The organism is Pseudomonas sp. 57B-090624 (assembly GCF_003234055.1).
In the GTDB taxonomy this organism is placed as follows: domain Bacteria; phylum Pseudomonadota; class Gammaproteobacteria; order Pseudomonadales; family Pseudomonadaceae; genus Metapseudomonas; species Metapseudomonas tohonis.
Genome location: NZ_QKRU01000024.1, coordinates 55,943 through 74,219 on the forward strand (window position 1 = coordinate 55,943; position 18,277 = coordinate 74,219).

19 protein-coding genes are annotated in these 18,277 nt (G+C 67.7%); 6 read left to right on the plus strand and 13 right to left on the minus strand.

All coding sequences use genetic code 11. The annotated features are described in order from the left end of the window. Positions 1–3: 3 nt before the first annotated feature. From DMX10_RS13335 to DMX10_RS13375, 9 genes are read right to left on the minus strand one after another with little or no spacing between them, the layout of a single operon-like run. Complete coding sequence (locus tag DMX10_RS13335) at positions 4–1,167, minus strand: D-alanyl-D-alanine carboxypeptidase family protein (protein ID WP_111261510.1); 1,164 nt, start codon at positions 1,165–1,167, stop codon at positions 4–6. 58 nt (positions 1,168–1,225) lie between these two features. After that, the gene (locus tag DMX10_RS13340; protein WP_371921689.1) at positions 1,226–2,221 is read right to left on the minus strand and encodes a septal ring lytic transglycosylase RlpA family protein; all 996 of its coding nucleotides are present in this window, start codon (positions 2,219–2,221) and stop codon (positions 1,226–1,228) included. Positions 2,222–2,233: 12 nt separating this feature from the next. Beyond that, positions 2,234–3,238, minus strand: a complete 1,005-nt coding sequence (mltB, locus tag DMX10_RS13345) for a lytic murein transglycosylase B (protein ID WP_371921690.1) — start codon at positions 3,236–3,238, stop codon at positions 2,234–2,236. Positions 3,239–3,252: 14 nt separating this feature from the next. Further along, positions 3,253–4,356: a rod shape-determining protein RodA gene (gene rodA / locus DMX10_RS13350; RefSeq protein ID WP_178082952.1), complete on the minus strand. Its 1,104-nt coding sequence runs from the start codon at positions 4,354–4,356 to the stop codon at positions 3,253–3,255. A 38-nt stretch (positions 4,357–4,394) separates the two neighbouring features. After that, entirely contained in the window at positions 4,395–6,296 is a 1,902-nt protein-coding gene (gene mrdA / locus DMX10_RS13355; RefSeq protein WP_111261514.1) for a penicillin-binding protein 2, read from the minus strand. 9 nt (positions 6,297–6,305) lie between these two features. Further along, positions 6,306–6,773, minus strand: coding sequence for a 23S rRNA (pseudouridine(1915)-N(3))-methyltransferase RlmH (gene rlmH, locus DMX10_RS13360; protein WP_111261515.1), 468 nt, complete (start codon positions 6,771–6,773; stop codon positions 6,306–6,308). A 12-nt stretch (positions 6,774–6,785) separates the two neighbouring features. Further along, on the minus strand, positions 6,786–7,139 hold the full coding sequence (gene rsfS, locus DMX10_RS13365) for a ribosome silencing factor (protein ID WP_111261536.1): 354 nt from the start codon (positions 7,137–7,139) through the stop codon (positions 6,786–6,788). 21 nt (positions 7,140–7,160) lie between these two features. Next, a complete protein-coding gene (gene nadD, locus DMX10_RS13370; protein ID WP_111261516.1) occupies positions 7,161–7,805 on the minus strand; it encodes a nicotinate-nucleotide adenylyltransferase in 645 nt (214 codons plus the stop codon). Then, a complete protein-coding gene (locus DMX10_RS13375; protein ID WP_111261517.1) occupies positions 7,805–9,070 on the minus strand; it encodes a glutamate-5-semialdehyde dehydrogenase in 1,266 nt (421 codons plus the stop codon). Before DMX10_RS13375 ends, nadD begins: the two co-directional genes overlap by 1 nt. A gap of 299 nt (positions 9,071–9,369) precedes the next feature. Here DMX10_RS13375 and DMX10_RS13380 point away from each other — a divergent pair, with 299 nt between their 5' ends. Continuing rightward, positions 9,370–10,605 carry an alpha/beta fold hydrolase gene (locus tag DMX10_RS13380; protein WP_111261518.1) on the plus strand — a complete coding sequence of 412 codons (1,236 nt, stop codon included), beginning with the start codon at positions 9,370–9,372 and terminating at the stop codon, positions 10,603–10,605. Positions 10,606–10,707: 102 nt separating this feature from the next. Here the strand turns inward: DMX10_RS13380 and DMX10_RS13385 are convergent, their stop codons facing one another. Continuing rightward, complete coding sequence (locus tag DMX10_RS13385; RefSeq protein WP_111261519.1) at positions 10,708–11,559, minus strand: class I SAM-dependent methyltransferase; 852 nt, start codon at positions 11,557–11,559, stop codon at positions 10,708–10,710. A 114-nt stretch (positions 11,560–11,673) separates the two neighbouring features. Here DMX10_RS13385 and DMX10_RS13390 point away from each other — a divergent pair, with 114 nt between their 5' ends. Both DMX10_RS13390 and DMX10_RS13395 read left to right on the plus strand, forming a co-directional pair. Continuing rightward, positions 11,674–12,384, plus strand: a complete 711-nt coding sequence (locus tag DMX10_RS13390) for a DNA-3-methyladenine glycosylase (RefSeq protein ID WP_111261520.1) — start codon at positions 11,674–11,676, stop codon at positions 12,382–12,384. Beyond that, positions 12,381–13,700 (plus strand): bifunctional DedA family/phosphatase PAP2 family protein, encoded by a 1,320-nt coding sequence (locus tag DMX10_RS13395; protein WP_111261521.1) that lies wholly within the window; start codon positions 12,381–12,383, stop codon positions 13,698–13,700. Before DMX10_RS13390 ends, DMX10_RS13395 begins: the two co-directional genes overlap by 4 nt. 50 nt (positions 13,701–13,750) lie before the next feature. Here DMX10_RS13395 and DMX10_RS13400 read toward each other — a convergent pair whose 3' ends face one another. From DMX10_RS13400 to DMX10_RS13410, 3 genes are read right to left on the minus strand one after another with little or no spacing between them, the layout of a single operon-like run. After that, positions 13,751–14,341, minus strand: coding sequence for an LON peptidase substrate-binding domain-containing protein (locus tag DMX10_RS13400; RefSeq protein WP_111261522.1), 591 nt, complete (start codon positions 14,339–14,341; stop codon positions 13,751–13,753). Positions 14,342–14,351: 10 nt separating this feature from the next. Beyond that, positions 14,352–15,062 (minus strand): LrgB family protein, encoded by a 711-nt coding sequence (locus DMX10_RS13405; protein WP_111261537.1) that lies wholly within the window; start codon positions 15,060–15,062, stop codon positions 14,352–14,354. A gap of 2 nt (positions 15,063–15,064) precedes the next feature. Continuing rightward, the gene (locus DMX10_RS13410) at positions 15,065–15,427 is read right to left on the minus strand and encodes a CidA/LrgA family protein (RefSeq protein WP_111261523.1); all 363 of its coding nucleotides are present in this window, start codon (positions 15,425–15,427) and stop codon (positions 15,065–15,067) included. A 245-nt stretch (positions 15,428–15,672) separates the two neighbouring features. On the opposite strand from DMX10_RS13410, the gene DMX10_RS13415 reads away from it, so the two are divergent. From DMX10_RS13415 to DMX10_RS13425, 3 genes are all read left to right on the plus strand, one after another. Beyond that, the gene (locus DMX10_RS13415) at positions 15,673–16,128 is read left to right on the plus strand and encodes a MaoC family dehydratase (protein ID WP_111261524.1); all 456 of its coding nucleotides are present in this window, start codon (positions 15,673–15,675) and stop codon (positions 16,126–16,128) included. A gap of 115 nt (positions 16,129–16,243) precedes the next feature. Then, the gene (locus tag DMX10_RS13420) at positions 16,244–16,456 is read left to right on the plus strand and encodes a TM2 domain-containing protein (protein ID WP_021221502.1); all 213 of its coding nucleotides are present in this window, start codon (positions 16,244–16,246) and stop codon (positions 16,454–16,456) included. Between the two features lie 91 nt (positions 16,457–16,547). Beyond that, the gene (locus DMX10_RS13425; RefSeq protein WP_111261525.1) at positions 16,548–18,275 is read left to right on the plus strand and encodes a C13 family peptidase; all 1,728 of its coding nucleotides are present in this window, start codon (positions 16,548–16,550) and stop codon (positions 18,273–18,275) included. The last annotated feature ends 2 nt before the right edge of the window (positions 18,276–18,277 follow it).

An 18,277-nucleotide genomic window follows, 5' to 3' on the forward strand; every position in this document is an offset into this window, starting at 1 on the left:
GGCTCAGTTGAACAGGCCGAAGAAGAACAGGCGGATGCTATCCCACAGGCGGCGGAAGAAGCCACCTTCTTCGACGGCCTCCAGGGCGACCAGGTCGGCGCTGTGCACCACCTTGTCGTCCAGCTTGACCTCGACCTTGCCGATCACATCGCCCTGCTTGATGGGCGCGACCAGCTGCGGGGACAGGGTCATGGCCGCCTGCAGCTTCTGCAGCTGGCCCTTGGGCAGGGTCATGGTCAGGTCGCTGGCCAGGCCGGCCTTCACTTCGCGGGACGCGCCCTTCCAGACCTGGGCTTTGGCCAGCTCGGCGCCCTTCTGGTAGAAGGTCTTGGTCTCGAAGAAACGGAAACCGTAGGTCAGCAGCTTCTGGGTCTCGGCGGCACGGGCCTGCTCGCTGTTGGTGCCGAACACCACGGCGATCAGACGCTGGTTGTCACGCACGGCGGAGGCCACCAGGCAGAAGCCGGCTTCCTCGGTGTGACCGGTCTTCAGGCCGTCGACGGTCTTGTCGCGCCACAGCAGCAGGTTGCGGTTGGGCTGCTTGATGTTGTTCCAGAAGAACTCCTTCTGCGAGTAGATGGCGTAGTGCGCCGGGTCCTCGTAGATGATCGCGCGGGCCAGGCGGGCCATGTCGTGCGCGGTGGAGTAGTGCTCCGGGTTGGGCAGGCCGGTGGCGTTCATGAAGTGGCTGCCGGTCATGCCGAGCTTCTCGGCAGTGGTGTTCATCATGTCGGCGAAGGCATCTTCGCTGCCGGCGATGTGCTCGGCCACGGCGACGCTGGCATCGTTGCCGGACTGGATGATGATGCCGTGCAGCAGGTCGCTCAGGGACACCTGGGTGTTGACCTGGACGAACATGCGCGAACCGCCGGTGCGCCAGGCGTGCTCGCTGATGGTCACCGGGTCGTTCTCGCCGATCTGGCCCTTGCGGATCTCCAGGGTGGCGATGTACGCGGTCATCAGCTTGGTCAGGCTCGCGGGCGGCAGGCGCTCGTCACCATTGTTCTCGACCAGGACCTGGCCACTGGCGGCATCCATCAGCACATAGGCCTTGGCAGCCAGTTGCGGCGGCGACGGGACGATCTGCTCGGCGGCCAGGGCGACCGGCGAGGCGATGATCAGGACTGCTGGCAGTAGAAGGCGTTTCGCAAAGCTGATGATGTTCATCCGTCTCTCTGAAGTTGCTAATGGTCTAACAGGCCCTCGCGGGCTAAGAACGAAGCCGTCAGTCCGGCTTCACCAGGGTCGGCTGGCCGAGGTTGGCCAGGCGAACGCTGTCCTGCAATTGCTGCGCTTCACCCTGCGTGTCGATCGGCCCCAGGCGAACCCGGTGCAGGATCTGCTGATTGCGCACGACCGAGCTGATGAATACCGGGGCACTCACCATCCCGCTCAGCTTGTCCTTGAGGAGCTCCGCAGCGTCCGGATTGGCGAAGGCGCCCACCTGGAGATACAGGCCAGAGGCTCCGAGTGAACCGTTTTTTTTTGCGTCGATCTGCACGGGCAGCACGGCGGCCGCGTGCTGCGCGGGCGGCGGGGTGTACTGCTCGACCGGGGCGCTGGCGACCTGCACGGGCGCGGGCGCCGGCTGGGGCTTGGCCACCTGCTGCGGCTGCGCCAGCACCATCGGCACCGGGCGGCCCTGGGCGGCCCACCACTCGTTGGGGTCGATGCCCTCGACCTTGACCCGCGCGGTGCCGGTCTCGGCGTAGCCGAGCTTCTTCGCGGCGGCGAAGGACAGGTCGATGATGCGGTCGGAGTAGAACGGGCCACGGTCGTTCACGCGCAGGATCACCGTGCGGCCGTTGTCCAGGTTGGTCACCTTGACGTAGCTCGGCAGCGGCAGGGTCTTGTGCGCGGCGGTCATGCCGTAGAGGTCGTAGGCCTCGCCGTTGGCGGTGGCCTGCCCGTGGAACTTGGTGCCGTACCAGGAGGCGGTGCCGGTGGCCTGGTAGCGGCGCGCATCGCTCATCGGGTAGTAGGTCTTGCCCAGCACCGTATAGGGGTTGGCCTTGATCGAGCCGTAGTGCGGCATCGGCACCGCGTCGGGGATCCGCGAGACGTCGACGTCCCACCAGGGCGCGCCGTCCTTGTGCGGACGCGAGTAGTCGCCAGGACCGGAGATCGGCCCGCCTTGTTGTACCGGCTGCGGGGAACGGCTGCTGGAGCAGCTGGCAAGCAGCAGCACCAGGGCACCGTAAGCAGCGAATCTGATCGGCATCTGCCGCATGTGTTAACGCCCGCCCCGCGCATTGACCAAGGATTCTGAAAGCTGATGCACCGCCATGGAATACATCACGCTGCGATTGTAGCGGGTGATCACGTAGAAGTTGGGCAGGCCCATCCAGTACTCCATGCCGTCCGCACCATCCAGCCTGAAGGCCGTGACGGCGAGATCATCGCGCAAGGCATCCCCGCTTGCCCAGCCCAGGGCACGCAGTTCGCCGACATTCTTCACCGGGTCCAGGCCTTCGGTGAGGCCCTGCTCGGCATTCTCGCCACGTACCTGGGCGCGGCTGACCACCGGCTCGCCGGCCACCCAGCCATGACGCTTGAAGTAGCTGGCGACGCTGCCGATGGCGTCCACCGGGTTGGTCCAGATATCGATGTGGCCGTCGCCGTCGAAGTCCACCGCATAGGCGCGGAAGCTGCTGGGCATGAACTGCGGCAGCCCCATGGCGCCGGCGTAGGAGCCCTTCAGGGTGAGCGGGTCGACCTGCTCCTCGCGTGCCAGCAGGAGGAACTCCTTCAACTGCTTGCGGAAGAATTCGGCACGTGGCGGGTAGTCGAAGCCCAGGGTCGACAGGGCATCGATCACCCGGTAGCTGCCGGTGTTGCCGCCATAGAACGTCTCGACGCCGATGATGGCGACTATCACCTGGGCCGGCACGCCGTACTCTTTCTCGGCACGGGCCAGGGCGTCGGCGTGCTGGTTCCAGAACGCCACGCCTTTCTGGATGCGCGCATCGGTGATGAAGATCGGGCGGTATTCCTTCCACGGCTTGACCCGTTCGGCCGGCCGCGAAATCGCGTCGAGGATCGCCTGCTTGCGTTCCACCTCGCGGAACAGGCTGACCAGCTGCTCCCCGGCGAAGCCGTAGTCGCGGGTCATCTCCGCAACGAACTCGGCGACCTGCGGGCTGCCTTCGTAGTCCCCCGCCAGGGCCGGCGCGGCGGCTCCCAGCACGCCGCCGAGACCCAGGGTCCCCCGCACCATCCAGCTGCGCAGTCTTTTCAAATTATTCACTCGTATCAAACCTGGGCGATCCACTTGCGATGGGTATGGATGGCCATCAAAACCCCAAACCCTGACAGCAGCGTAACCAGCGAAGTTCCGCCGTAGCTAATGAAGGGAAGGGGCACTCCCACCACCGGCAGCAGGCCACTGACCATGCCGATGTTGACGAACACGTAGACGAAGAAGGTCATGGTCAGGCTGCCCGCCAGCAACTTGCCGAACAGGGTCTGTGCCTGGGCGGTGATGACCAGGCCGCGACCGATCAGCAGCATGTAGACCAGCAGCAGGATGCACACGCCGACCAGGCCGAACTCTTCGCCGAGGACGGCAATGATAAAGTCCGTGTGGCTTTCGGGCAAAAAATCCAGGTGCGACTGGGTGCCCAGCAGCCAGCCCTTGCCGAATACCCCGCCCGAGCCGATCGCCGCCTTCGACTGGATGATGTTCCAGCCGGTGCCCAGCGGGTCGCTTTCCGGGTCGAGGAAGGTCAGCACGCGCTGCTTCTGGTAGTCGTGCATGACGAAGAACCACATCCCCACCGCGATCGGCACCACCGCCGTGACCGCGCCGAGTATCCAGCGCCACTGCAGCCCGGCCATGAACAGCACGAACGCCCCCGAGGCGAGGATCAGCAGCGCGGTGCCGAGGTCCGGCTGGCGCACCACCAGGATGAAGGGCACCACGATCAGCGCCAGGCTCACCACCACATGCTTGAGCTTGGGGGGCAGCGTTCGCTTGGACAGGTACCAGGCGATGGTCGCCGGCATGAGGATCTTCATGAACTCCGCGGGCTGGAAGCGGATCACCCCGGGGATATTGATCCAGCGGGTGGCGCCCATGGCGTTGTGGCCCATGATGTCGACCACGATCAGCAGCGCCACGCCGCCGACGTAGCCCAGGGGCACCCAGCGGGCGAGGAAGCGCGGTTCGAACTGGGCGATCACCACCATCGCCACCAGCCCCAGGCCGAAGGACGACGCCTGCTTCATCAGCAGGTCCCAGTGCTTGCCACTGGCCGAATAGAGGACGAACAGGCTGCCGGCGGCCAGTACCAGCAGGAGCAGCAGCAACTGGCCATCGATGTGCAGGCGCTGCAGCAGGCTGGCGCGGCGGCGCATCACGTCCTCGTTGGACAGGGTGCGGTCGAAGTTGCTGTTCATCGGCTCGGGCTCTTCTCGGCGGTCAGGGGCGCCTGCGGCGACTGGAACTCGGGCTTGAGCTGCCCATCGGGGCCCAGCAGCCAGGCGTCCATCACCTGCTTGACCACGGGCGCGGCGACACCGGAGCCGGATTCACCGTTCTCCACCATCACCGCGACGGCGATCTTCGGGTTGTCGGCCGGGGCGAAGCCGATGAACAGCGCGTGGTCGCGGTGGCGTTCCTGGACCTTCGAGCGGTCGTACTTCTCGCCCTGCTTGATCGCCACCACCTGCGCGGTACCGGACTTGCCGGCGATGCGGTAGACCGAGGTATCGCCGACCTTGCGAGCGGTGCCCCGCGCGCCGTGCATCACCTGCTCCATGCCGGAGCGCGCGTAGTCCCAGAACTTCGGGTCGCGCAGGGTGATGTCCGGCATCGGGTTCGGATCTTCAGGAGCCTTGCCCTCGATGGTCTTGGCCAGGTGCGGGCGGATCCACTTGCCCCGGCTCGCCATCAGCGCGGTGGCCTGGGCGAGTTGCAGCGGCGTGGCCTGCATGTAGCCCTGGCCGATGCCGAGGATCAGCGTCTCGCCCGGGTACCAGGCCTGGCGGTAGCGGGCGCGCTTCCAGTCGCGCGACGGCATCAGCCCGGTGGTCTCCTCGAACATGTCCAGGGCCACCTTCTGGCCGAAGCCGAAGCGGCTCATGGAAGCATGCAGGCGGTCGATGCCCATCTTGTGGGCAAGGTCGTAGAAGTAGGTGTCGTTGGACCGCATGATCGCGGTCTCCAGGCTCACCCAGCCATCACCGGTGCGGTTCCAGTTGCGGTACTTGTGATCGTAGTTGGGCAGTTGGTAGAAGCCCGGGTCGAACACCCGCGACTCGGGGGTGACCACGCCGGCCTCCAGCCCGGAGACCGCCACCATCGGCTTGACCGTCGACCCCGGCGGATAGAGCCCGCGCAGCACGCGGTTGTACAGCGGCCGGTCGATGGAGTCGCGCAGCTCGGCGTACTGCTTGAAGCTGATGCCGGTGACGAAGGGGTTGGGATCGAAGCTCGGCTGGCTGACCATCGCCAGCACATCGCCGCTGGACGGCTCGATGGCCACGATGGCGCCCCGACGCCCGCCAAGGGCCGCTTCCGCCGCCTCCTGCAGGCGCGTATCGATGGTCAGCACCAGGTCCTTGCCCGGCTTCGGATCGGTGCGCTTGAGTACCCGCAGCACACGGCCACGGGCGTTGGTCTCGACTTCCTCGTAACCCACCTCGCCATGCAGCGTGTCCTCGTAGAAGCGCTCGATGCCGGTCTTGCCGATGTGGTGGGTGCCGCTGTAGTTGATCGGGTCGAGCTCCTTGAGCTCCTTCTCGTTGATGCGCCCGACGTAGCCCACCGAATGGGCGAAGTGCGCACCCTGCGGGTAGTGGCGCACCAGTTGCGCGACCACCTCCACGCCCGGCAGGCGGAACTGGTTCACCGCCACGCGGGCGATCTGCTCCTCCGACAGCTCGAAGAGGATGGGCACCGGCTCGAACGGGCGGCGCCCCTGCTTCATGCGCTTTTCGAACAGCGCGCGGTCATCCGGCGTCAACTGCAGCGCCTCGACTATCACATCCAGCGTCTGCTCCCAGTCGCCGGCGCGCTCACGGGTCACCGTCAGGCTGAAGCTCGGGCGGTTGTCGGCGATGATCAGCCCGTTGCGGTCGTAGATCAGGCCACGGGTCGGCGGGATCGGCTGGACGTGGACGCGGTTGTTCTCGGAAAGCGTCGAGTGGTACTCGTACTGGATCACCTGCAGGTAATAGAGGCGGGCGATCAGCACGCAGGTCAGCAACAGCACCAGCACCGCGCCGACGACGACGCGACGACGCACCAGGCGGGCATCCTTCTCGTGGTCTTTCAGGCGGATCGGCTGCGGCATCGGTACGGCTTACTTGTGATAGGGGTGGCCGGACAGCACGGTCCAGGCTCGATAGATCTGTTCGCCCACCAGGATCCGCACCAGCGGGTGCGGCAGGGTCAGCGGCGACAGCGACCAGCGCTGTTCGCTGCGCGCGCAGACCTCCGGTGCCAGCCCTTCCGGGCCGCCGACCATGAGGTTCACGGTGCGCGCGTCGAGGCGCCAGCGGTCCAGTTCCACTGCCAGTTGCTCGGTGCTCCAGGCGCGGCCTTCGACTTCCAGGGTGACGATGCGTTCCCCGGGCTGCACCTTGGCCAGCATCGCCTCCCCTTCCTGGCGGATCATCCGTGCCACGTCGGCATTCTTGCCGCGCGTGGTCAGGGGTATCTCCACCAGCTCCAGGGAAAGCTCGGCAGGCAGGCGCTTGGCGTACTCGTGCCAGCCCTCCTCCACCCAGCGGGGCATGCGCGAGCCGACGGCGATCAGACGCAGACGCAAGGCGGTGCTCCGTTATTCCTGGGGATGCTGGGCGCGGCTCTGCTCGGCACCCTGCCACAGGCGCTCGAGGTCGTAGAACTGGCGGGTGGCGACCTGCATCACGTGCACGACCACATCGCCCAGGTCCAGCAGGGCCCACTCGCCGCTGTCCAGGCCTTCGCTGCCCAGCGGGCGCTGGCCCTGTTCCTTGACCTTCTCCAGCACGTTGTCGGCGATCGACTTGACGTGGCGGCTGGAGGTGCCGCTGGCGATCACCATGAAGTCGGTGACGCTGGTCTTGCCGCGCACATCGATGGTGGTGATGTCCTGGGCCTTCATGTCTTCCAGGGCCGCGATGGCGACCTTGACCAGTTCTTCGTTTTGCATCGGTTCTTCTACCTCGATCAATCAGTTCGTCGCACGGTACAGGCCGTGCTCATGGATATAGGCCAGCACCGCGTCGGGTACGAGGAAGCGTACCGAGCGCCCGGTGGCCAGCAGCTGGCGGATCTGCGTGGCGGAAACCGCCAGCGGCGCCTGCCATACAAAGGAAATCTGTCCGCCCCGCCCGGCCAGGGCCAGGGGATCGGCGATGCTGCGCGCCGCCAGCAGGTCGCGCAGGGCTTCCGGTGGTTCACTGTCGGCGTCCGGCCGTTGCAGCACCAGGATGTGGCAGTGCTCCAGCAGCTCCTCCCAACGGTGCCAGCCCGGCAGGCCGCAGAAGGCATCCCAGCCCAGCAGCAGGTACAGCGAGTCGTCGGCGCCGAGTTCGGCGTGCAGCGACTCCAGGGTGTCGATGGTCCAGGACGGCCGGTCGCGCTTGAGCTCACGATCGTCCACCACCAGCGGCGGCAGGTCCGCCACCGCGCGCTGGACCATTTCCAGGCGATCGGCCGCGGACACCTGCGGCGTCTCGCGGTGCGGCGGCCTGGCGCTGGGGATCAGGCGCAACTCGTCGAACCCCATCAGCTCGGCGACCTCCAGCGCACCACGCAAGTGGCCGATGTGCACAGGATCGAAGGTACCGCCGAACAGACCGATGCGTTTGCCCATCAGGTGCGCACGTGACCGTCGCCGAAGACCACGTATTTCTCGCTGGTCAGGCCCTCCAGGCCGACCGGCCCGCGGGCGTGCAGCTTGTCGGTGGAGATGCCGATCTCCGCGCCCAGGCCGTACTCGAAGCCATCGGCGAAGCGCGTCGAGGCATTGACCATCACCGAGGCGGAATCCACCTCGGTGAGGAAACGGCGGGCGTCGCTGAAGTTCTCGGTGATGATCGCGTCGGTGTGCTGCGAGCCGTAGGCGTTGATGTGCTCGATCGCCTCATCCAGGCCCGCGACGATGCGGATCGACAGGATCGGCGCGTTGTACTCGGTGCGCCAGTCTTCCTCGGTCGCCTCCAGCACGTCGCCGCCCAGCAGCGCGCGGGTGGCGGCATCGCCACGCAGCTCCACCTGCTTGTCGCGGTAGATGGCGGCCAGCGGCGGCAGCACGCGCTCGGCGATGCCGGCATGCACCAGCAGCGTCTCCATGGTGTTGCAGGGTGCGTAGCGCTGGGTCTTGGCGTTGTCGGCGACGCGGATCGCCTTGTCCAGGTCGGCGGCGATGTCGATGTAGACATGGCAGATACCGTCCAGGTGCTTGATCACCGGCACCTTGGCCTCGCGGCTGATGCGTTCGATCAGGCCCTTGCCGCCGCGCGGGACTATCACGTCGACGAACTCCGGCATGCTGATCAGCGCGCCCACGGCGGCGCGGTCGGTGGTCTCGACCACCTGCACCAGTTCGGCCGGCAGGCCGGCGTCGGCCAGGCCCTTCTGGATGCAGGCGGCGATGGCCTGGTTGGAATGGATGGCCTCCGAGCCGCCCCGCAGGATGGTGGCGTTACCGGACTTCAAGCACAGGCTGGCGGCGTCTATGGTCACGTTCGGGCGCGACTCGTAGATGATGCCGATCACGCCCAGCGGCACGCGCATCTTGCCCACCTGGATGCCCGAAGGCAGGTAGCGCATGTCGCGGATCTCGCCGATCGGGTCCGGCAGGGTGGCCACCTGGCGCAGGCCCTCGATCATGTCGTCGATGCGTGCCGGGGTGAGCGCCAGGCGATCCAGCATGGCTGGCTCCAGGCCGTTGGCCCGGCCATTGGCCAGGTCCTGCTCGTTGGCGGCGGACAGCTCTGCGCGAGCGGCGTCCAGTGCATCGGCGGCGGCCAGCAGGGCGCGGTTCTTCTGCGCGGTGCTGGCACGGGCGGCCACGCGCGAGGCGGCGCGCGCGGCGCGGCCCAGGCGGGTCATGTAATCGAGAACGGACTCGGTCATGGTCTCGGCGGTCTGGCAGTTGGGAAAAGTGGGCGATTATAGCCCGCGCGCCCCGCCACGCCCAGCGGCGCCGGGCGGATGGTAGACAGCACGTCACGCGGTGCCGGCGCGGCACCGCCGCAGCCGCCAGGGCCCGCGCTTGCAGGGGATACGGTGACACCCGGCGGAAAATACTGGCCTTGTGCCGCCCGAAGGTTGGGTAAACAAAATCGTCACCGATGTTTACCTTGAGCTCGTGCCACCGCGCCCCGACTCGCGGCGAGAACAACAAGAAGGCGCCCGAGCGCCGGAGGATCGCCATGCACTATCGCACCGGATACAGCGCAGACCTGCTCGCCTCGCCCCCCGAGAGGCTCCACATCGGCCCCTGGTGCCTGCACTACCAGGCCTGGTCCCGCCACCCCGAGGACACCCGCCCACCCGTGCTCATGCTCGGCGGTGCGTTCCAGAGCTTCCGCTCCTTCGCCGCCGAGGTGGAGGAGCTGCTGGACGAACACCCGGTGATCCTCCTCGACCTGCCCGGCCAGGGCGGCAACCTGCAGCTGGCTCCCGAGTTGGGGCTGGAGCAGCTCGCCGACCTGATCGCCGACTTCGCCGACTTCGCCGAGGAGCTGGCCCTGCCCCCCCTGATGCCCATCGGCCTGTCCTACGGCTCGGCCCTGGCCGCGCTGTTCGCCAGCCGCCACCCGCACCGTTGCGAGCGCCTGCTGCTGGCCGGCATCACCGCCTTCGGCCGCGACGGCGCCCGCGCGTTGCTGGAGGAAGGCCTGCTGATGCTCGCCGAAGGCAACCTCGCGGCCTTCGCCCAGGGCGTGCTGATCGGCCTGATCAACCCGCTGCGCCTGGGTGCCACCGGCATCACCCCGGGCTTCCGCAAGGCCATGCTGCGCCAGTTGCAGCGCCTGTCACCGGTGGAGCAGGAGCGCTACCGGCAGAACAGCCGGCGGCTGCTGGACTTCGGCGGCTTCGCCCGGCACCCGGCCTGCCCGACCCTGGTGCTGGCCGGCGAATACGACCACTTCACCCAACCCTGGGAGCACGCGCAGTTCGCTGCCGCCTGCGCCGACGCCGACTGCGCACTGATCGAGAACGGCGATCACCTGGCCCAGTTCGAACGCCGCGACGCCTGCTCACGCCTCTACGTGCCCTTCTTCGAGGGCCGCCCACTGCCGCAACTGGCCCCCGGCTCCGCCCGCCTCGCGCGCGGCATGCTCGGCAGCCTGGAAAAGCGCCAGGAACCCCGGCTCGCGCCGCTCGACCGCAACGGCCACCTGTTCCACCCGGAACTGGGAGAGCTAAGCGTGGAAGTGAGCGAGCTGGGCTTCTTCGGCGGCCTGCTGCACGGCAATCTGCCGGCCACCCTCCCCACCCGGGGCTGGAGCCTGCGCGCCGGCGACCTGCCAGCGCTGGAGCTGCTGCCCCTGCGCCGCCAGGGCGACACGCTGTCGCTGGTCTTCACCCATGTCGACGCCCAGGCCAGCACCGCCCTCGCCGCCCAGGTCGGGCCCTGGCAGATGGCGGCGGCAGCGGCCTGAAAGCTGGAAGCTGGAAGCCAGGAGTCTGCTTCTGGCTTCTGGCTTCTGGCTTGTCACTTGTGGCTTGTGGCTTGTGGCTTGTGGCTTGCCACTTGTCGCGTTTCAAATGGAGGCTTCGACGACGCGGACCAGGGTGGGCCAGCGCCCCATGCGCAACCCCAGGTTGGCGCCGTCCACCTGCGGGTCCAGCACCTGCACCCGGGGGAAGCCGCAGCGGTTGAAGCCCTCGATGATGGCGGCGCTGTCGCGGTAGTGCAGCGGGTAGTTGCCGCGGGTGAAGCGCCCCACCAGGTCCACGCCCCAGCGCAGCTGGCGGTAGCGCGGGTGCTCGCGCAGGTCGGGATAGAGGTCGGTGAGGTAGGTGGCGGCGGGAAAGGCGCGCAGCTGGTCGGCCAGGCGCCGCCAGAAGTCCTCGATCACCGGTAGTTCGAAGTAGTTCACCAGCCCCTCGGTGATCACCACCACCGGTCGCTGCCGGTCCAGCCCGGCGAACAACGCCTCCAGCCCCTGCCCACCCTCACCCGCGAGGATGTCCACCGCACGCACCTGATGGCGGCTGTTGAGCCAGCCCTCGCTGTGCAGCAGCAAGCGCTTGCGCGCGGCCATGGGTGGCAGGTCGGCCTCCAGGTAGCGCAGCTCCGGGTAACGCTCGCAGAAGCGCCGCCCCCGGGGCGACAGGCCGCAGGCGATCTCCACCACCTGCGGCGTACCGGTGCCGATGGCCGCGTCGAGGCGGGCGTCGATCAGCAAATGGCGTTGCAGCAGGAAACTCTCGATGTCCAGGCCGAAGCCCACGCGCGCGCCCCAGGTGATGGGGCTGAGCAAGCCATGCACCCAGCGCCCGAAGGAAGTGGCGAACGCCGGATCGGCCAGGTGGTGGCGGTACCAGACGTAGCCGGTGTAGTGGGCGCTGGGCGTGATGTGGGCGCTGTCGGCCCGGGCGGCTCTGGACATGGCAGGACTCGTTATTGTTTTTCTTGGTATTTCCCATCCAGCCGTTCAGCTGCCGGCCGGCGAGGCTTACGTATAATCGCCAGCCTAAGCCGCCGAGGACGCCCAAGACAGCCCATGCCGACCGTTCCCACCCTAAGTTTGCCCTGGCCGGGCGCCCGCCCGCTGGGCGATGGCTTCTTCGATCGTGACGCCCAACTGCTGGCCCGCGAACTGCTCGGCAAGGTGATCCGCCACCGGGTCGACGGGCACTGGCTGTCGGCCCGCATCATCGAGACGGAAGCCTATTACTGCGCCGAGAAGGGCAGCCACGCTTCCCTCGGCTACACCGAGAAGCGCCGGGCGCTGTTCCTCGATGGCGGCCACATCTATATGTACTACGCACGCGGCGGCGACTCGCTGAACTTCAGCGCCAAGGGCCCCGGCAACGCCGTGCTGATCAAGTCCGCCCATCCCTGGCAGGACGCGATCTGCGGCCCCGAGGCGCTGCTCGCCATGCAGCGCAACAACCCCGACGCCAACGGTATCCCCCGCCCGCCGGAGCGCCTCTGCGCCGGCCAGACCCTGCTGTGCAAGGCGCTCGCCCTGCGCGTCAAGGAGTGGGACGCACAGCGCTTCGACCTGGCGCGGCTGTTCGTCGAGGACGTTGGCGAGCGCCCCGCACAGATCATCCAGACCACCCGCCTGGGCATTCCCCACGGCCGCGACGAGCACCTGCCCTACCGCTTCGTTGACGCCGGCTATGCACGGCACTGCACACGCAACCCTTTGCGCCGTGGGCAGGTCGAAGGGCAGCACTATCACCTGATCGAAGGAACGACCCCATGAGCGAATGGCTCGACGCCATCACCACCTGGCTCGGCGCCCATCCCCAATGGCTGGGCCTGGCCATCTTCATCATCGCCTGCGTCGAATGCCTGGCCATCGCCGGGATCATCGTGCCCGGCACCGTGCTGCTGTTCGCCGTGGCCGCCCTGGCCGGCAGCGGCGCGCTGGGGCTCTGGGAAACGCTGCTGCTGGGCTACTTCGGCGGCCTGCTGGGCGATGCCATCTCCTATGGGCTGGGCCGCCGCTTCCACCAGAACATCCGCCGCCTGCCGGGCCTGCGCCACCACCCGGAATGGCTGGCGGGCGCGGAGAACTACTTCAACCGCTACGGCGTCGCCAGCCTGCTGGTGGGCCGCTATATCGGCCCGCTGCGGCCGATGCTGCCCATGGTCGCCGGCATGCTCGACATGCCGCTGCCACGCTTCATTGCGGTGAGCCTGGTCGCTGCGGCGGGCTGGTCGGTGGCCTACCTGCTCCCCGGCTGGGCCACCGGCGCCGCCTTCCGCCTGCCGTTGCCGGAAGGTTTCTGGAAAGAAGCCGGGGTGGTGGTGGTCGCGGTGCTGGGGATGCTGCTGCTGATCCTGCAGGGCAGCCTGCGCGAGAAGCGCTGGGCGACGCCCCTGGCCGCCGGCCTCAGCCTGGTGCTGCTGGCGGGGCTGTTCTTCGGCTGGTCGTACCTGCACGACTTCGACCAGGGCCTGATGGCGCTGGTGCAGGAGCAGCGCAACGACACCCTCGACAGTTTCATGGTGCTGGTCACCCGCCTCGGCGACTTCCGCACCCAGCTGATCGTCGGCGCACTGCTCACCGGCGTTCTGCTAGTGGCCCGGCAATGGCGCCACGCGGTGTTCGCCGGCGCCACCCTGCTGTGCACCGCACTGGCCAACGGCGGCCTCAAGCAACTCTTCGCCCGCGCCCGCCCCGAGGTGCTGGCCGAGCCACTGAGCACCTTCAGCTTCCCCAGCGGCCACAGCTCGGCGGCCTTCGCCTTCTTCCTGGTACTGGGCGTGCTGGCCGGGCGCTCGCAACCCGCGCGCATGCGCCTGACCTGGCTGCTGCTGGCGTGCCTGCCGGCGCTGGCGATCGCCCTGTCGCGGGTCTACCTGGGGGTGCACTGGCCCACCGACATCCTCGCCGGCGCCCTGCTGGCCGGCTGCATCTGCGCCGCCTGGCTGGCCATCCTGCAGCGTGACCAGCCGATGCCGGCGATGAGCGCGCGGGTCTGGTGGCTGGTGTTGCCGGCCTGCATCGCCCTGCTCGGCGCCATCGCCACCTGGGCGCTGCCCGAAGCCCTGGCCATGTACCGCTACAAGTGACCGGGAGCCGGTAGCCCGGGCTTCAGCCCGGGAAAGGAGAGGCGGGCGGCTCAGGCGATCATGTCGCCCTGCAGCTTGTCCAGCAGCCCCTGCAGGTGGCTCAGGCGCTGCTCGGGGTCGCCCAGCGTGAGCAGCTCCAGCTTCTCCTTGAGGGAAAACGGCAGCAGGTAGGCCAACTGGTTGGCCAGCTCCTGCTGCCCATTGGACAGCCCGCCCATGCCCAGCCCCTGCACCAGCGGGTGCTCGGCCAGGGCGTTGAGCAACGCGGCGAGGTCGGCGTGCTCGGGCAGCAGCGGGCGCTCCTCGGCCTCGTCCAGCCATTCGACGTCGGCGACCGTGAGCTGGTCCGGCCGGACTTCGGCGCGGGTCACCCTGAAGCGGCGCCCGCCTTCCACGCGGATACCCAGCAGGCTGTTGGGCAGTTGCTGGAAATCACGGATGACCGCCTCGCACCCCGTGCCGGCGAAACGGCTCGCCGCCTCGCCCACCTCATCGCCCTCGAGGATGCAGACCACGCCGAAACCGGTGCCCTGCTTCATGCAGCGGCCGATCATGTCCAGGTAGCGCGCCTCGAACAGCTGCAGGTCGAGCGCGCAGCCGGGGAAGAGCACGGTATTGAGCGGAAACAGCGGCAGATTCATCGACACGACCTCACACGACCATCGCAACGGCCAGCGGCAACAGCACCGCAGTGGCCACACCCATCAGGCTCATCGCCAGCGCCGCGAAGGCGCCGCATTCCTCGCCTTCCTGCAACGCCCGCGCCGTCCCCACGGCGTGGGCGGTGATGCCCAGCGCCATGCCCTGCGCCGCCGGATGGCGCACGCCGACACGACGCAGCAGCTCCGGCCCCAGGGTCGCGCCGATGACGCCGGTGATCAGCACGAACACCGCCGCCAGCGCCGCCACGCCGCCGATCTGCTCGGCCACCAGCATGGCGATGGGCGAGGTCACCGACTTCGGCGCCATGGTCATCAGCATCATGTGCTCGGCCCCAAAGGCCCAGGCCAGGCCCACACCCATAACCGTAGCAACCAGGCCACCGATGGACAGGGTGATCAGCGTCGGCCAGAACAACTGGCGGATGCGCTTGAGGTTGAGGAACAACGGCACCGCCAGCGCCACGGTCGCCGGCCCGAGCAACAGCGTCAGCAGCGTGGTGCTCTGGCGGTACTCCTCGTAGCCGATGCCCAGGGGCACCAGCACCGCGATCACCAGGGCCATGGACACCAGCACCGGCTGCAGGAACATCAGGCGGGTCTTCTCGTACAGGGAGATGGACAGCTGGTAGGCCGCCAGCGTCAGGCCGACGCCGAACAGCGGATGGTGGGCAATGGCCTGCCAGGCGCCGTGCCAATCGATGCTCATGGGCGATCCTCCTGGCGAGCCTTGCGGTCGATCAGGTGCTGCATCAGCCAGCCCACGAACAGCATCGAGAAGAACACCGACAGCGCCAGCGCGCCGACCACCGCCCAGAAGTCCGCCCAGATCGCCTGGGCGTACACCATCACCCCCACCGCCGGCGGCACCAGCAGCAACGGCAGGTAGCGCAGCAGGCTGCTGGAGGCCACCGACAGCGGCTCGCCCACCTCGCCCCGGGCAACGAGGAACAGGAACAGCAGCACCAGGCCGATGATGGGCCCGGGCAGCATGTGCAGGAAAAGGGCGTTGATCCCGGTGCCGAGCAACTGGAACAGCACCAGCCAGGTCAGGCCGCGCAAAAGCATGAAAATCTCCGGATAGGTCGAGTAAGCCCTGGGCGAGACGCGTGCAAGGCCCGCTGCAGAGCGGTCGTTGCCAGGATCGCGCCATTATAGGCCCGCTCGCCACCCTCGCTATAACCCGCCATTCGCAGGGGGCATGCCTGCTTGACCCCCGCCCCGTGCCCATGCTGATCTAGGCGGCGATGAACCCAGGGTCGGCCAAAGACCCGGCAAGAAGAACAACAAACCACGTCCACGGAGGATGAAGCATGCCGTTCGTACCTGTATCCGAACTGAAGAACTACATAGGCAAGGACCTGGGCCACTCCGAGTGGCTGACCATCGACCAGCAACGCATCAACCAGTTCGCCGAATGCACCGGCGACCACCAGTTCATCCATGTCGACCCGGAGAAGGCCAAGCACACGCCCTTCGGCACCACCATCGCCCACGGCTTCCTCACCCTGTCGCTGATCCCGGTCCTCACCGAAGGGCTGCTGGTATTGCCCGAAGGCATGAAGATGGGCATCAACTACGGCCTGGACAGCGTGCGCTTCATCCAGCCGGTGAAGGTGGACTCCCGCGTCCGCCTGGCGCTCACCATCATGGACGTCACCGAAAAGAACCCCGGCCAGTGGCTGATCAAGGCCCGCGCCACCCTGGAGATCGAAGGCCAGGCCAAGCCCGCCTACATCGCCGAATCCCTGAGCCTCTGCTTCGTCTGAAACCCTGCCGGCGGCCCGCCGCCGGCCTCACTCCCGCCACTCGCCTAGGTAGCGCCGCGTTCGCTAGAATGCCGTCCGCCAATCGGCACCCTCTTCTCTCAACAAGGACAGTTTCATGACCGAAAAACGCATCCTCCCGGCCTTCCTGCTGTGCTTCTTCCTGGGCACCTTCGGCGCGCACCGCTTCTACGCCGGCAAGATCGGCACCGCCATCCTGCAGATCCTCACCCTCGGCGGCCTGGGCATCTGGACCCTGATCGACTTCATCATGATCATCGTCGGCGCCTTCACCGACAAACAGGGCAACAAGATCACCCAGTGGACCTGAGCCCCGGCACGGATGGAAAAGAAAAGCCCGCGATAGCGGGCTTTTTTACGCCACACTTGCAACAGCCGTATCCACCTTCAAGGGACTGTCGATGAAACCGCTGCTGCCCCTCGCGCTCGCCCTGCTCCTCTCGGCCTGCGGAGATGGAGAACCCCTCACCCCGCCGGACGCCCGCCTGCCCGATGGCTCGCGCTACCGGGGCGCCGTGGTCGACGGCCTGCTGCAAGGCCCGGGGCGCCTGGACTACAGCAACGGCACCTGGTTCGAAGGCGAATTCAAGGACGGCCAGCCCAACGGCCATGGCACCTGGCACGCGCCCAATGGCGTCGACTACCAGGGCGAGTTCCGCAACGGCCTGTTCGAAGGCAATGGCCGCCTCACCTACAGCGATGGCACCTCCTACGACGGCGCGTTCAAGGCCAACCAGTTCAGCGGCGAAGGCACGCTCAGCCGGGAAGGCATGGTCTACAGCGGCACCTTCCGCGACGACCGCTACCACGGCCAGGGCAAGCTCGAACTGCCGGACGGCAGCAGCTACCAGGGCCAGTTCAAGCGCGGCGAGCAGACCGGCCGGGGCGTACGCACCGACGCCGATGGCTCGCGCTATTCCGGCACCTTCAAGCAGGGCCAGCTCGAGGGCGAAGGCGACTACCAGGGCGCCGACGGCGGCTTCTACAGCGGCGGATTCAAGAATGGCCTGTTCGATGGCAAGGGCCGCTACCAGAACGCCGAGGGCTCGGTGTGGAGCGGTGACTTCAAGAGCGGCGCCCTGACCGGCAAGGGTGAGTACAAGGGCGCGGACGGCGAGCGCTACGTCGGTGCCTTCCGCAACTGGCGCTACCAGGGCGACGGCACCCTGACCCTTGCCGATGGCAGCCGCTACCAGGGCGGCTTCACGGGCGGCCGCTACAGTGGTGAAGGCACCCTCGCCCTGGCCGACGGAAGCCAGGAGAAGGGCACCTGGCGCGGCGGCCGGCGCGTGCGTGACGAAGCCGGCAAGACACTGCCCAACCCGCTGGAAGTCGGCCTGCTGGAACAGGGCCGCCTGCTCGACGCCGCCATCGATGCCCTGCCCGCCTCCACCCCGGCGGTGGAGCTGTATTCCCTGAGCCTGGGGGGCGACGGCCGCCAGGGCGTATTCCTGCGCGAGGCCGACTACGTCGCCACGCTGCTCGACCAGCGCTTCGGCGCCCATGGCCACATCACCCTGATCAACCACCGCGACCACATGGCCGATCGCCCCCTGGCCACCCGCGAGAGCCTGGCCCGGGCGATCCAGGGCATCGCCCGGCGCAGCGGGCCGGAGGACCTGGTGTTCATCTACCTCACCAGCCACGGCTCCGCCGACCACCAGCTCGCCCTCGAGCAACCCGGCCTGCAGCTCGCCGACCTGCCCGCCAGCGAGCTGGCCTCGGTGCTGGCCCCGCTGAAGGATCGCCACAAGGTGGTGGTGATCTCCGCCTGCTATTCCGGCGGTTTCATCCCCGCGCTCAAGGACGACAAGACCCTGGTGATGACCGCCGCGCGGGCCGACCGGGTGTCCTTCGGCTGCTCCGACGACAACGAGTTCACCTACTTCGGTCGCGCCCTGCTGGCCGACGCACTGAACCAGACCGACGACCTGGAACGTGCTTTCGAACTCGCCCGCACCGAGGTTGCCGAATGGGAGAAGGCCGACGGTTTCGAACCTTCCGAACCCCAGATCTGGGCCCCCAAACCGGTGCTCGCCCACTGGAGCAAGCTGCGCGCCGGACAGGCCCGGCAAGCGCTCGCCGCGCAACCTGCAACGGCCGACGGCAAAACCGCCGCCAGCCACTAAGC